Below are 15,035 nucleotides of genomic sequence, written 5' to 3' on the forward strand. Positions count from 1 at the left end.
TATATGATAAAATACAGCCCAGCTATTTTTTATCACATCGTATTTTTACGTTCAAATGATAGCTCAATTTTTTAAACCAACCCATCAACCAATGACACACACATCATGGCAAAAAATTGCTGGGTGTTTGGCGACTTGATTAATTTGCAAAAAGTTAGTGCTGCCACAATAAGCATTAACCGTTAGCAGATGCGTGTCGCTAGATAGGCAGTTTTTGTGATGTGGAGGCATAACCCAACCAATAGGAATTTCACATGTCTACAAAGAATCCAACCAAAATCGAAATGCGCGACTTACTACAAGCCGGCGCTCACTTTGGTCACCAAACACGTTTTTGGAATCCAAAAATGGGACCATACATTTTTGGTGCTCGTAATAAGATTCATATCATCAACCTTGAGCACACAGTAAAAGCGTTTAACGAAGCATTGACTTACGTTAACGGCTTAGCTGCTAAGAAAAACAAAGTATTGTTTGTTGGTACTAAACGCGCAGCAAGCGGTATCATCGCTGAGCAAGCAGCACGCGCTGGCATGCCATACGTTGACCATCGCTGGTTAGGTGGTATGTTGACTAACTGGAAAACACTTCGCCAGTCAATCAACCGTCTAAAAGAGCTAGAAAAACAAGCAGAAGACGGTACTTTCGCCAAGCTTACTAAGCGTGAAGCGTTAGAGCGTACTCGCGATATGGAAAAACTTGAGCGTTCACTAGGCGGTATTAAAGATATGGGCGGCCTACCTGACGCAATCTTCGTTGTAGACGTAGATCATGAAGCGATTGCTATCAAAGAAGCTAAAAATCTAGGTATCCCAGTTATCGGTATCGTTGATACTAACTCTAGCCCAGATAACGTTGATTACATCATCCCAGCAAACGATGATGCTATCCGTGCTGTGACCTTGTATGTGACTTCTATGGCTGATGCGATTATCGCTGGTAAAGAATACGCACAGACTCAAGCGGGCGGCAAAGCTGAGCAAGAAGCACCTGCTACTGAAGAAGCACCAGTTGAAGCCAAAGCAGAAGAAGCAGCGACTCCAGCAGAATAATTGGCTGACCCCAAAGGTTTAACTTTGTAAGGATAGCTTGATAGTCACACTATCTGCATCCATATAACGTTATTAACAGCGTATAAGCTCACACGTATAAGCTCACAATAGGCATGATGTAGTTTTACTCGTCATGCCTTATTGTTGATGGAACACTCGTTAATAAGCGAGTATTATCGCTTATATATGCCCTCGTGATGCACAATATCTGTCATTACAATGATGTCTGTTATCACGATCAACCATGAGTGCTTCCGTTACTATAAGAGCGATATAGTACCAATAGATAGCAAAGATATATCTCATAGAAATTAAGCACTCCCATACATAATAAAAGGTAACTCTTATGTCAGAAGTAAAAGTATCTGCCAAAATGGTAAAAGAATTGCGTGACCGTACTGGTCTTGGCATGATGGAATGTAAAAAAGCGTTAGAAGAGTCAAACGGCGATGTAGAAACTGCCATTGATAACCTACGTAAATCTGGTCAAGCCAAAGCAGCTAAAAAAGCGGGTAACATTGCAGCTGATGGCGCTATCATCATCGCTCAAGGCGACAACAAAGCATTCTTGTTAGAAGTAAACTGCCAAACTGACTTCGTTGCAAAAGACGAAAACTTTACGGCATTTGCAGAAGCAGTAGCGAACATTGCATTAGAAAACAATGTGACTGACGTAGCTGCTATCGCTGAATTGCCATATGGCAATGGTCAGACTGTTGAAGAAGCTCGTGTATCTTTGGTACAAAAAATCGGCGAAAATATCCAAGTACGCCGCGTTGAAGTATTAGAAGGTAGCAACCTTGCTTCATACCGTCATGGTCTACGTATCGGTGTTGTGGTATCTTTTGAAGGCGGCAACGCAGATACTGGCAAAAACCTTGCCATGCATATCGCTGCGTTTAACCCAGTTGCGGTTGATGACGAAAGTGTAGATGCTGATTTATTAGCACGCGAAAAAGACATCATCGAAGCAAAAGCTCGTGAGTCTGGCAAGCCTGATAACATCGTTGAAAAAATGATCGAAGGTGGCCTACGTAAGTATTTAGAAGAAGTGACTTTATTACGTCAGCCATATGTTATGGACAACGAGAAGAAAGTTGGTGATGTACTAAAAGCTGAAGGCGTAAAAGTACTTGCTTTCAAACGTCTAGAAGTTGGTGAAGGCATCGAGAAAAAGCAAGAAGATTTCGCTGCTGAAGTTGCTGCAACACAAGCACTGGCTAACAAGTAATTTTTAAATTTTGCTAAGAAGAATGGTGAGTGCTAAACTTTTTGGTTTGGTACTCGCCGATCAGCTTTATTATTAATCTTGTATCGAACTCAAAAAAATATGACAAGATAGATTATGAATGAATAGATAAAGCCTCTTATCACAAAAAAGCCCGTTAATTATATTAACGGGCTTTTTTACGTTTGGATTCAACGGTTCATATAGTCTTCATTTTAGCGTAGCGCATCATATGCTGAGTTGGCATAGCTGGCACTATTGCTATTACTGCTGGTACCATAGCTGACGTTTTGTAAGCCGCTACTGAGACTAGGATTGGCGATTTGATTGCTAGCGTTCATGGTACTGCCTGATAGCCCTGAGTCGTTTTTATACAAGCTATGGTAACGGCTCATGACATTTTTGACATAGTTACGGGTTTCTTTAAAAGGCGGGATGCCGTTATATTTATCAACGTTACCTTCACCCGCATTGTAGCCCGCAACCGCAAATTCTACGTTGTTATTAAAACGCTTCATCAGCCATGCAATGTATTTAGCAGAGCCTTCGATATTATCTGCAGGGTTCCAAGGGTTGCTGACTTTAAAGCGTCGCGCAGTCGCTGGCATTAGCTGCATCAAACCTTGTGCGCCAACAGGTGAGCGTGCATTTGGGTTAAATGCGGATTCGCTATGCATCATTGCTTTTATAAGCCCAGGATCTACGCCATGACGCTGAGCTGAGGCGCGAATATAACTGTCGTATGAGTTGCGGCTTCCGCTACTGCTGGCAGAGCTACTACCATAGCTATCGCCACTGCCATCATACATTTTGGATTTTTTATAATGGGTAACTTTGACTGTTTTAGTAAACTTATTAAAGTTACCACTAGGTTCACTGCGATTGGTAAGTAGTATCTGACCGTCGTTACTTTTTTTAATATACATACTCTCCGCGTGAGCAGTAACAGAAAAGGCAAGTGAGCTAGTAATGACAATTAATAGAAGAGGAGACAAGCAGCGAGTCACTAAGGTTGTAACATTTATCATAGGGTTATCACTTTTCATCGAGTAATAGCAAATTGCTTTGCCTATAGGCGCGTCGTTCTGCGCATTTAAGCGGTTATCGTGCTGGTAGGATTTTATCGCTGTAAACGATATAGCACCCTAGCAAAAACCACGTCTAACTAGAAACCACTCGCATTGGATACAAAAAATAATAGTTGCTTACTATAACATATAATAACTTTTCGACGCATACGATTATCAGTACAAAGTATAAATGTCATTTTTAATTTGTAAAAAAATCAACACACTACCGTTTTTGAGTACGTTGATTGAGTATCGGTTTTATTATTTTTAGGCGTATGTGGTACGTGAATATTCTGGCTGTGGCAATGAATGAATCATGAGAAATAAAAGCTGTTCAAAGCACTGAAAACTGCTTTGAACAGGGTTATATAGAAAGTGCACTGATAAAAATAGGCACCCAAACGGCGGTGACCAGCCCGTTTACTGCCAATCCAAATGCCGCATAACGCCCAGCAGTGTGGCTAATTTGCCATGCTTCGACGGTACCAAAAGCATGCGCTGCCAATCCAAGTGCTAAGCCCTTGGCACGGTCATCATCGATACCGCGAAATAAAAAGCGCGCCAAAGTACCACCGATAAGCCCTGAGACAATAATAATTAAGTTCGCCATGGCTAGTGGTGCTTTAATTAAATCTGCGACACTCAGACCGATGGGTGTGGTCACTGAACGCGTTGCGAAAGCGAGTATGGTGTCGTGACTTAATGAAAATAAATAAGCCAATGACATCGGTAGCAATGCACCAACCACGCTTGCAAGGATAACTATGAGAGTAAGCTTTTTGACTGGCAGACCTTTAAAGTTCATTGCTGCTAATGGTACTGCCAACAGTACGGTGACATATCCCAATAAGTGATCAAATACAGGCTTGGCAACATCGTAATAATCGTTGTAATCCCATTGTAGGATAAACAAAAATAAGAGAACAAGCGCCAACGCCGTAATCACCATCGGCAGCCATGAGAGCTTACGTGCCAGTACACGAGCAGTCACATGGGCGATTAGCGTTAATAATATCGCCGCAAAGGTTGCCACAAACACGTTATCAAAAATCATTGCATTTCCTTGTTCATGCAGCTCATAGCTGTCCTTTGTGCTCTTCAACGGTGGTGCTATCGATGCTAACATCGTGATTGAGCGAACGGTTGGCAAGTATGGCAAGTCCCCAAAGCGGTATGAGTGTGCTAATAATCATCGTCAGCATAACGCCCCAAAGCTCATCACCTAAAGCAAATAGCAGTAAGCCTGCACCTGCAGACACGGGCAAAAAAGCAAAACCGCTATCCACCAATAAAGTGTTACTGGCTTGGGTGAGCCAACTGGGCAGCCCTTTAAGTAATCGCCATGCCATCAAAATAAAGAACATGGCGACCAATCCAACGATGTTGGCAGCCTTTTCTATTCCTGCTAATTGACAGATGATAACGGCTGATTCACGAACCACGATGACCATCGTGAGTGTCAGGATTAAGGCAAGCCATAGCGGCAAATGGGCGGAATGAGTAGATTTCATAAGAAATACTGGCCGATTTAGAAATAGATAGGATGGGAGCCACAAAATAGGTAACCGCACTCTAATGAGTGTGTTCTATCTATCAATGATATGAATATTGGTTGAACCTATAGCCGATGATTATATAGAGAGTAGGCAAACTAATAAAGCTTATAGCATATCGTCAGTGCGATTATAAATAGCAACAGTGTTAAGCTCGCTTACTATAATGAATGTATCATTTGCGCCAGGCTACCTTGTGCTCACTTTGAACGACATAGGCTATGGTAGCGCGTTTTGGTGATCGGAAAGCCCCAAATTTAATGCTATGTGCCAAAAAAAAGGATGATATCAATGGATATCATCCTTTTGTCTTTTATAAAGTTATTTTACAGATTCAGTCATTTATATCTTTAAGTCAGGAGTTTCCGCTTCTACTGCTAATTCCTCTGACTTAGCGGCTTCAGAATTCAGCGCATCAAACTCATCAAACGCTTTTTCTTCTGCCTCGGTCATCGTCGGCTCTTCAACCTCATCAGGCCTTTCGAAGTCTTCAAGTACTGGCATCAATAATGTGGCTTGTGCTAATGGCAGTACATCTAAAGGCTCTAAATTGGCCTGACCCAGTAGCTGTCTTAGCGTATCGCTTGGCAAGCGAATTGTTAAGCACTCATGACCACTGTCATCGTAGCTCTCTTCCTGAATAACACCCAGCTCATATAAGGCGTTTTTTAACTGACCTGCATGATAAGGTAAGGTCAACTCAAAGGTGGTGAGTGTACCAGTAAGTAACTGCTGGACGGCTAACGACAACTCTTCCATACCTAGGTTTTCTCTAGAAGAAACATAGACGCGATTGGGTTGTCCTTCGCTAGCATAACCAATATGTGCAGGCTCATCTGTCAAATCAATCTTGTTGTAGACATTGAGCACTGGTACATCATTATCAATCTCTGCTAATACGTCTTTGACCGCTTGAATTTGCTCATGCATATCTTCACTAGAAGAATCGATAACGTGTAGCAATAAATCTGCTTCCAAGGTTTCTTCTAATGTCGCATGAAAGGATTCGACCAACTCATGCGGCAGATGACGGACAAAACCTACCGTATCGACTAAAACAACACGACCAACGCCCTGCCAGTCTAAACGGCGTAAAGTAGGATCTAGCGTGGCAAATAGTTTATCCGCTGCATAGATATTCTCGTCGACCAAGCGGTTAAATAGTGTCGATTTACCAGCGTTGGTATAACCGACAAGCGAAATCGTCGGCACATCTGATTTTTGGCGACGGGCTCGACCTTGCGCACGTGTCTGTCTGACTTTCTCGATTCTGCTTTTAAGCTGATTCACGCGCACTTGTAGCAATCGACGATCGGTTTCAAGCTGGGTTTCGCCGGGACCACGTAGACCAATACCGCCTTTTTGACGCTCCAAATGCGTCCAACCTCGTACCAAACGCGTCGATAAATGGTTGAGCTGCGCCAGCTCTACTTGTAGCTTACCTTCATAAGTACGGGCACGCTGCGCGAAAATATCCAATATCAAACCCGTACGATCCAGTACGCGACATTTAACCAAGGCTTCAATATTACGCTCTTGTGATGGCGATAAGCTATGGTTGAATAAGACGATATCCGCATCATGTTCGCGTACCAATTCTGCTATTTCTTCTGCTTTACCGCTACCAACGAAGTATCTGGCGTCGGGTCTTTGGCGTGAGCCTGTGACTAAAGCCAAACGATCAGCCCCTGCTGAGTCTGCTAACAGCTCAAATTCACCTAAATCATCAGGATCTTGAATTTGACGGATGTCTAAATGTACTATAATGGCGCGCTCGCCACCTTCGTGTCTTTCAAAATAATCCAAAGAGTATCACCTATTTAATAAAGTAAATATATCGCTATTATCCATTCAGTAAACGTCGATATAGCGTTCATATGACCATATATATGTGGTCTCATCAGTTAATATTAAAGCGTTATAGCACAATTAACGATGGTTTTATGTTACAGCGTAAATGAAAGCAATAGGCAAATCAGTGAACGCAGCAGAACTGGTTAAATAAACAGCAACTCAGTGAACAAATCGTCACTGACTGAATAAATTTTGTTATACTCATGGCGCTTGTTTACGATATATAATCATAAGTTTTTAACCACGAGGGACACAGATGAGCCAATCTAAGTCAGGCTTCTCACTCAGACAACAGTTGGGGCGCGGCAAACAAATTGCTGGCATGACCACCACTATCGCTGGTGGATTGCGCGCCGCCCAACGTATTGGCGCATTTAAGCAGCCCCCACGCGAAAAATTGCCACGCTATATTCAAGCCTTTTGCCGCAAAATGGCAGGCTCTTTTGGCGTCAAGGTTGTGGCAGTCGAGCGGGTAGAGCAGCACCACGGATTATGGGTATCCAATCATGTGTCATGGATGGATATCCCTGTGGTGGGAACACTGAGTCCTGCTTTTTTCTTATCCAAAGCTGAAATCGGTGAATGGCCTGTATTTGGTAAGCTGGCTCATGCAGCAGGCACGGTATTTATTGAGCGTGGTTCTGGTGATGCAGGGTCGGTCGCCGCCCAAATTGCCAGTTTTTTGACCAAAGGTTTCTCGGTCATATTCTTCCCTGAGGCGACCACCACCGATGGCAAAAAAATCAAACGTATTCATGGTACTTTGCTACAAGCTGCCATAGATGCTGACGTGCCCGTACGCCCGCTGGTAATTGCTTACGTCAATAAAGACGGCACGTTAAGTGAAGAGTTGCCTTACTATGGCAAGCTTACGATGAAAGAGAGCATAAAAAAGGTGCTCGATACGAAAGATGTGACCGCCTATGTATTGCCACTGGAGCCAATAGATCCTAAAGGGTTGAGCAAAAGTGAATTGACGGATTTGTTACAAGCCCGTATGCAAGAAGGTTTGGCGGAACTGCATTCGCGAGTCTTAACGAAAGTCGCTAAAGTTTAAGCGCTGACAGCTTAATAGTTTCGAATATTTAACACGCTCTAATAAAAAAGGCGCAAATCGCTCAGTTTATAACTGCGATTTGCGCCTTTTTTGTTTACTAAATACTCAAACATTAATTTATAAATGCTTTACCTATATCAAACTAAGGTGATGGATTGGGATGCTGTGTATGCACGGCTTCAATCGCTTCTAATATTTCTGAGCTTAAGGTTAAATGGATACTATCGATGTTGGATTTTAGCTGCTCGATTGTAGTAGCGCCAATAATGTTACTGGTAACAAATGAGCGTGAGTTAACGAAAGCTAGTGCCATCTGTGCCATATCTAAATCTGCATCTGCCGCTATTTTGGCGTATTGAGCAGTGGCTGATAGCGCTTCTTCATTGGTATAGCGCGCAAAGCGATCATACATCGTCAGACGCGCACCCGCTGGACGTTTGCCATCGAGATATTTACCAGATAAGACACCAAAGCCAAGCGGTGAATAAGCCAATAGACCTACATTTTCACGGTGCGTAATCTCGGCCATAGCGACTTCATATAAGCGATTTAGCAAACTATAAGGATTTTGCACCGTGATAGGAGCGATCAAACCATTTTTATCAGCCTCCCATAGATAGCGCATCAGTCCCCAAGCGGTGTCGTTCGATAGTCCATAAGCGCGAATACGCCCTTTTTTAATCTCATCATTTAACGCTTGAATGGTCTCTAGAAATGGTGTCAAATCATCTAATGGTTGCGATGCCATCTCTTCGGTATAGCCAAGTTGACTAAAAAAATTTGTTTGGCGTTCAGGCCAATGGAGCTGATAAATATCAATATAATCGGTCTGCAAACGCTGAAGATTGCCATCGATGGCGCTGCTAATATGTTCGGCATTAAAACGCGTTTGCCCATCACGCAAAAAATCCATCGGCGATATTTTGCTAGCAAGGATAACTTTATCGCGCTGTTTGGTTTTATTAAACCATGTGCCCATGAAGCGTTCAGTATCGCCTTGCTTGTCTTTATCTGGCGGCGATGGATACATTTCCGCCGTGTCCCAAAAATTCACCCCTTCGCTTAGCGCCATGTCCATTTGTTCATGTGCTTGGATCTCGGTATTTTGCTGTCCCCATGTCATCGTGCCTAAACAAATCTTAGAAACTTTTTCATTGAGTTGTGGCAACATTTGATATTGCATATGAATGTCCTTTGTAAATGTATTTTTATAGCTGACAGTTTTTCAAGCGATTACATGAGCTTTATACCAGTGACACCAGGCGGGGTAACTTTAAAGATTTTTACTTTAAATAACAGGGATTGTCCGGCAAGGGGATGGTTAAAATCCACTTCGACTTGATCGTCATCGAGTGCACTAATCGTACCCGGCAGCGTGTTTTTGCCTTTGTCTTCGAACTCTACCATCATGCCGATTTCTGGATTATCAGCGATTAACGCAAACTGAGTACGGCTGAAATGTTGGATGTTGTCAGGATTCCAATCGCCAAATGCCTGCTCCGGCTCAAGGTGGGCAGAGCGCGTGTCACCTGCGCGCAGGTTCATTAATACCTGCTCAAAGCCAGGTAACAAACTTTCATCACCAATGGTGAGCGTCACAGGCGCATCACGGCTAAAGGTAGAATCAATCATCGTACCGTTCTCTAGTGATACTTCAAAGTGCAGCTTTACAAGGCTGCCAAAACTGATACGGGTGTCTTCATTGGGATTGATAAATTGTGAGTCGGTCATAGTCAACAGCCATTTATTACGGGATTAGGAATTGGTTTGGCAAATAATATAAGAAATGATAAGCCATCTTGGAGAGTATGTAAGCGTAAATAGTGTAACGCAAATAGTGTAATATATTTGGCAATTCTAAGAGCAGGCAAGGGTTTTTATGGTAAATAAACAACAAGGTCACATTAAAAAGTGGCAAGACGACAAAGGCTTTGGTTTTATCGAAACACAGAATGGTGATTCAATATTCTTTCATATCAATGAGTTTAAAGCGCGCCGTCGCCCTGAGGTCGGTGAGCCAGTTGTTTTTACGTTTGGGCAAGACAATCAAGGGCGTATGCAAGCAAAAGATGTACAAGAACTGAGCTTTGTGCAGCAAAAAATGGCGCAAAAGAATCAGAAAATCCGTCAGCGTAATCACAAACGTAGCATGCAAGCAGACTTTGAAGCAGGACAAAAGAAACGTTTGTTCCTTGGTGTGGGCTTTTATGGCGTATTAATCTTGTTGGCTGCCATGAACAAGCTCAGCTGGCTGGTCGTGGGTTGGTATGTGGCCTTGGGTCTCATTACTTATATGATGTATGCCAAGGACAAAGCCGCTGCTCAGAATAATGATTGGCGCACACCTGAATCAACCTTGCATCTGCTAAGTGCGCTGGGAGGTTGGGTGGGCGCGATAGTTGCGCAAACGTATCTACGCCACAAGTCGCAAAAGCCTGAATTTCGAGTGGCGTATTATTTAACTGTCGTAATTAATATGGCGGGGTTATTGTTTATATTGACAGGGGGAGGCTTAGCATTTTTGCAAGGATTACTTGATTCTTTGGTATAAAAGCACTTGTTTATTTATCATAGTGAGCGGTGTAGTTTTGATGTTTAATGCTTAAGTCTAAAATAAACGGCTGATGAAACATCAAAGTTTTATATCTTGAGTGGCTGGTTGCCGTGCATTGGTATTTTGTGCGAGTATGACGAATCGTACGCAATGAGCACGATTTTTCAGAATAAACCTTAAATGGATTTCATTAATAATAAAAGGCGAACGTAAGTGATTACTTTATACAAATATAGCCATCCAAGTCGCGCTGAAACGGTCATTTGGGCATTACAGGAGCTGGGCTTAGAATATGAGACCAAAGAAATAGATGGCAAAAAAGGGGAGCAGCGAAGTCCTGAGTTTTTAGCCGTTAACCCCTTTGGTAAAATCCCTACCATCACACATGAAGGCAAACACTTTACTGAGTCGTTAGCTATTATTGAATATCTCAATGAGTTACACCCTGACAAACCTTTGACACCAAACACAGCAGATGAGAACTTCGCTGAGAAAAACTATAAACTTCGCCAAGTAATTTCATTTGGCATGATCGAGATTGAGAGTTATCTATGGATACTCACCAAAATCAAGGTATTAGACAATTATGAAAACTGGCCTGAGGGCACCGCTAACAACTGCCTGAAGTGTATCCAAAAAGCCCTGCCGATTGCTTATGCTTGGGTAGATGAGCAGGAGTATATAGCGGGGGACAGCTTTACGCTGGCAGACATTTATTATCAGCATTTGTTTTCATGGTTGAAGATGCTGGGTGTTGAGTTGCCTGAGCAGGTTCAAGATTATCTTGGAAAACTATCGAAGCGTGAGAAGTTTCCTAAGAGATAATCAATCATGANNCTTTATCAGAAAAAATGATGAATAAAAAAGGTGGGTTACGACTGAGTAACCCACCTTTTTTATTTATAAATTGAATTAATATCTCTAGCTGTAGACGGTTACGACCGTGGCATTTCACGCTTTTTTTCTAAAAACAGCATGTCAATGACAATCAACGCCACACCGATACTAATGCCCATATCCGCAATATTAAAGATAGGGTAATGCCAGACATCAGCGTTGTGTACATGGATAAAGTCGATGACGTGACCATGTAGCAAGCGGTCAATGAGATTGCCAATCGCACCGCCGAGCACTAGCGCTAGACCTGTCGATAGTAGCTTGGCTTGGCGCGGGGCTTTTATCAGGTAGCCAATTAAAAATAGCGACATTATCAATGCCAATCCCGAAAAAAACCACTTCTGCCAACCACCAGCATCTGCCAAAAAGCTAAATGCCGCGCCATAGTTGTATGCCAATGTCCAATTCAGAAAAGGCTCAATCACAGGCACTGGCTCATGAAAAGTCAGCTTAGTTTCAGCCAGCCACTTCGTCCATTGATCGATGATTAGCACGACCAACGATAGGAGATACCACGTAAACGCACGACGGCCATTCGCAATCATTTTTGGCGTCTTATTCAGACGACTTTTCGGTGTCGTTGAGCTGCCTGTGGTTGCATGAGCTGGCTCAGGTGATTTATCGACTTCACCATATGGCGGCTTGTTGTCTGATGATTCTGTTGAGTTAGGCGTATGGTTAGGCATAGTGGCGCACCTCACCATCACCGCTGACGTTAGTCACGCAGCGTGCGCATAATTCTGGATGTGCACTATCGGTACCGATATCATCACGGATATGCCAGCAGCGTACGCACTTGGTGCCAGCTGCGGCGCTCACATTGACCACTAAGTCTACTGATTCATCCGTGCTGGCGTCAGTTTGCTCATCTGTGCTTGTTTTATCGGCAGGAGCGTCGCTCATAGGTTTCAAAGTTGCGCTACTAGTGATTAGTACAAAGCGCAGCTCTTCACCCAGCTTGGCCAAGCTTTCGTGCATTGCACCGTCAGCATATAGATTAACATCGGCAGACAAGTTAGCGTTGATGATTTTTTCACCACGTGCCGTTTCGATATGTTTATTGACCATATCCTTTGCCAACATGATACGTTGCCAGTCATCGTTGCTGATCGCGCTTAGCTCAAATTCTGGAAATGTATACCATTCTTCAGTAAATACATAATTGTCAGCGCCATGCAATACTTCCCACGCTTCTTGTGCCGTGAATGACAAAATCGGCGTAATCCAGCGAATGAGCGCCTGAACGATATGATAAATAGCCGTTTGCGCAGAGCGGCGTGGCTGTCCATCAGTCTGAGTCGTATACTGACGATCTTTGATAATATCTAAATAGAAGCTGCCCAAATCTTGCGAGCAGAACGCAGTAATATGCTGGGTGACTTGGTGAAAATCCATGGCATCATAAGCACTGATGATTTGTGCTTGCACGGTTTGCGCGCGCTCAATGATGAATTTATCAAGGCTGACCAGCTCATTGATATCGACGCTGTTGGTCGCAGGATCAAAGTCATCGGTATTGGCAAGTAAGAAACGCAGGGTGTTACGGATACGGCGATACATATCGATTGCACCTTTAAAGACCGTTTTACCTGCGCTCATCTCATAGCGATAGTCGCTTGAGGCAATCCACAAACGCAGCATGTCCGCGCCTGTTTTGTTGATCTCTTCCTGCGGCGTGATGATATTGCCCAGTGATTTACTCATCTTGCGACCGTTTTCATCAACCACAAAACCATGCGTCAGTACTTGCTTAAATGGTGGGCGACCGTATATGGCTTCTGAGGTCAATAATGAAGTCTGGAACCAACCGCGATGTTGGTCAGAGCCTTCCAAGTAGATATCTGCTGGATTGGTCAATTCATCGCGCTGCTCAAGGACCGCAAAATGCGTCGTGCCAGAGTCAAACCAAACGTCTAAGGTATCGGTTGCTTTATCATAGTCAGCAGCCTCGTTGCCTAAGAAGTCTTCACAGCTGGCATCAAACCAAGCTTCCACACCGCCCGCATCGATTTTTTGTGCAGCGACTTCCATCAGCTCAAGCGTGTTTGGATGCAGCTCGCCTGTTTCTTTATGGGTAAAGAAAGTAATCGGCACGCCCCATGTACGCTGACGTGAGATACACCAATCTGGTCGACCCGTCATCATGGCTTCGATACGGTTTTGTCCCCATGCTGGTGTCCAGCTTACTGCTGGGATATCTGCAAGCGCACGCTCACGCAGACCTTTGGTTTCCATATTGATAAACCACTGCGGCGTTGCGCGGAAAATAATCGGTGACTTATGACGCCAGCAATGCGGATAGCTGTGCTCAATCTTGGTATGACTGATTAGATGTCCATTGTCATGCAGTGCGGCGATGATTTTTGGATTGGCCTTATAAATGTGCTCGCCCGCAAATACCGCTGCGCTGTCCAGATAAACGCCCGTACCACTGACTGGGTTTTCAACGGGTAAGTTATATTTAAGACCGACGATATAATCGTCAAGACCGTGACCGGGTGCTGTATGGACGAGGCCAGTACCACTATCTGTGGTTACGTGATCTCCTAGGATAAGCGGTACTTGACGGTCTGCAATCAGTGGATGCTGGGCACGCAAGCCTTCAAGCTCGCGCCCAGATACGGTCGCTAGCACGCCTTGATTGCTAAGTTTGAGTTCCGTTAATGCTGTTTCAACCAAGTCCGCGGCTAATAGCAAATTACCTTTTTCAGTCGCCACCACGCTATAGTTGTGTTCAGGATGTACAGAGATGGCTTGGTTAGCAGGTAGCGTCCAAGGGGTCGTCGTCCAAATAACAGCGGCGATATTGCCTGCTACATCAGCCAACGAGGCAACCTTATCCGTATCTAAAACATCGAAGCTCACATAGATAGCATCAGACACTTTATCTTGGTATTCCACTTCCGCCTCAGCCAGCGCAGAGCTACAGTCTAAGCACCAGTTGACCGGCTTCATACCGCGAGTCACATGACCATTGTCATAAATTTTGGCCAATGCGCGCACGATGTTGGCTTCTTGATGGAAGTTCATCGTTAGATAAGGATTGTCCCAATCACCAAACACGCCTAGACGTTTAAAATCCGCCTTTTGCAATTCAATCTGGGTACTCGCATACTCGCGGCACAGGCCACGGAATTCAGTGGCGGAGACTTTTTGACCAACCTTGCCGACTTTGGCTTCGACCTTTTGCTCGATAGGCAGACCATGACAGTCCCAACCAGGGACATAAGGCGCATCAAAGCCGGATAGCGTTTTTGACTTCACGATAATGTCTTTGAGTACTTTATTAACCGCGTGACCCAAGTGAATCTGACCGTTGGCGTAAGGAGGGCCATCGTGCAAAATGTATTTGGTCGCCCCAGCACGTGCCTGACGAATTTTGCCGTACACATCATCCGCTTCCCAAGCAGCAAGCCAATCTGGCTCACGCTTGGCAAGGTTGGCACGCATCGCAAATGGCGTATCGGCAAGGTTTAGCGTGTCTTTATAATCTTGGCTTGGCGTATCAGTACTTTTATCAGTCATAGAAGGTGTCTTTTTAGAAAATGGATTAAAAATCGATGTAAAGTCAGATGTGACATTTAGGGTAATGCTTAGCTGGCTGCTTAACCGTTGATGATCGCTTTCTCACTTATAATATATCGCTGTGCATCAACGTCATAAATATGCTTACGTCAATAATAAATGCTATCGAGACGAATGCAACATAAAATATGCTTATGGATAATAAAATACCGTGATAGCAATAAACTAAAAAGAGGCAATGAGAT

Annotated in this window: 13 protein-coding genes; 5 read left to right on the top strand and 8 right to left on the bottom strand. The window is 43.8% G+C overall.

What is annotated here, in order from left to right:
- The first annotated feature begins 254 nt into the window (after positions 1-254).
- Together rpsB and tsf are read left to right on the top strand one after the other, a co-directional pair.
- The gene (gene rpsB, locus B2575_RS07605; protein ID WP_045443642.1) at positions 255-1,052 is read left to right on the top strand and encodes a 30S ribosomal protein S2; all 798 of its coding nucleotides are present in this window, start codon (positions 255-257) and stop codon (positions 1,050-1,052) included.
- Positions 1,053-1,398: 346 nt separating this feature from the next.
- Positions 1,399-2,283, top strand: a complete 885-nt coding sequence (gene tsf, locus B2575_RS07610) for a translation elongation factor Ts (protein WP_045443645.1) — start codon at positions 1,399-1,401, stop codon at positions 2,281-2,283.
- 212 nt (positions 2,284-2,495) lie between these two features.
- Here the strand turns inward: tsf and B2575_RS07615 are convergent, their stop codons facing one another.
- The 4 genes from B2575_RS07615 to hflX form a co-directional block, all read right to left on the bottom strand.
- Positions 2,496-3,308 carry a lytic transglycosylase domain-containing protein gene (locus tag B2575_RS07615; protein WP_250163698.1) on the bottom strand — a complete coding sequence of 271 codons (813 nt, stop codon included), beginning with the start codon at positions 3,306-3,308 and terminating at the stop codon, positions 2,496-2,498.
- A gap of 406 nt (positions 3,309-3,714) precedes the next feature.
- Positions 3,715-4,404: an LrgB family protein gene (locus B2575_RS07620; protein WP_201539772.1), complete on the bottom strand. Its 690-nt coding sequence runs from the start codon at positions 4,402-4,404 to the stop codon at positions 3,715-3,717.
- 22 nt (positions 4,405-4,426) lie between these two features.
- A complete protein-coding gene (locus tag B2575_RS07625) occupies positions 4,427-4,861 on the bottom strand; it encodes a CidA/LrgA family protein (RefSeq protein WP_250163699.1) in 435 nt (144 codons plus the stop codon).
- Positions 4,862-5,245: 384 nt separating this feature from the next.
- On the bottom strand, positions 5,246-6,709 hold the full coding sequence (gene hflX, locus B2575_RS07630) for a ribosome rescue GTPase HflX (protein ID WP_296240972.1): 1,464 nt from the start codon (positions 6,707-6,709) through the stop codon (positions 5,246-5,248).
- 304 nt (positions 6,710-7,013) lie between these two features.
- Here hflX and B2575_RS07635 point away from each other — a divergent pair, with 304 nt between their 5' ends.
- Positions 7,014-7,814, top strand: coding sequence for a lysophospholipid acyltransferase family protein (locus B2575_RS07635; protein WP_109591016.1), 801 nt, complete (start codon positions 7,014-7,016; stop codon positions 7,812-7,814).
- Positions 7,815-7,956: 142 nt separating this feature from the next.
- On the opposite strand, the gene B2575_RS07640 is transcribed toward B2575_RS07635, so the two are convergent.
- Both B2575_RS07640 and B2575_RS07645 read right to left on the bottom strand, forming a co-directional pair.
- Positions 7,957-8,997, bottom strand: coding sequence for an aldo/keto reductase (locus tag B2575_RS07640; RefSeq protein ID WP_238048875.1), 1,041 nt, complete (start codon positions 8,995-8,997; stop codon positions 7,957-7,959).
- A 50-nt stretch (positions 8,998-9,047) separates the two neighbouring features.
- On the bottom strand, positions 9,048-9,545 hold the full coding sequence (locus B2575_RS07645; RefSeq protein WP_250163700.1) for an FKBP-type peptidyl-prolyl cis-trans isomerase: 498 nt from the start codon (positions 9,543-9,545) through the stop codon (positions 9,048-9,050).
- A 148-nt stretch (positions 9,546-9,693) separates the two neighbouring features.
- Here B2575_RS07645 and B2575_RS07650 point away from each other — a divergent pair, with 148 nt between their 5' ends.
- Both B2575_RS07650 and B2575_RS07655 read left to right on the top strand, forming a co-directional pair.
- Positions 9,694-10,365, top strand: a complete 672-nt coding sequence (locus B2575_RS07650) for a DUF1294 domain-containing protein (protein WP_250163701.1) — start codon at positions 9,694-9,696, stop codon at positions 10,363-10,365.
- A 216-nt stretch (positions 10,366-10,581) separates the two neighbouring features.
- Positions 10,582-11,193 carry a glutathione S-transferase family protein gene (locus tag B2575_RS07655; RefSeq protein WP_250163702.1) on the top strand — a complete coding sequence of 204 codons (612 nt, stop codon included), beginning with the start codon at positions 10,582-10,584 and terminating at the stop codon, positions 11,191-11,193.
- A gap of 110 nt (positions 11,194-11,303) precedes the next feature.
- On the opposite strand, the gene lspA is transcribed toward B2575_RS07655, so the two are convergent.
- Together lspA and ileS are read right to left on the bottom strand one after the other, a co-directional pair.
- Positions 11,304-11,951 carry a signal peptidase II gene (gene lspA / locus B2575_RS07660; RefSeq protein ID WP_250163703.1) on the bottom strand — a complete coding sequence of 216 codons (648 nt, stop codon included), beginning with the start codon at positions 11,949-11,951 and terminating at the stop codon, positions 11,304-11,306.
- Positions 11,944-14,790 (bottom strand): isoleucine--tRNA ligase, encoded by a 2,847-nt coding sequence (ileS, locus tag B2575_RS07665; protein ID WP_296240976.1) that lies wholly within the window; start codon positions 14,788-14,790, stop codon positions 11,944-11,946. Before ileS ends, lspA begins: the two co-directional genes overlap by 8 nt.
- Positions 14,791-15,035: the final 245 nt, after the last annotated feature.

The organism is Psychrobacter sp. UBA6739 (assembly GCF_002453835.1).
Classification (GTDB): Bacteria; Pseudomonadota; Gammaproteobacteria; order Pseudomonadales; family Moraxellaceae; genus Psychrobacter; species Psychrobacter immobilis_A.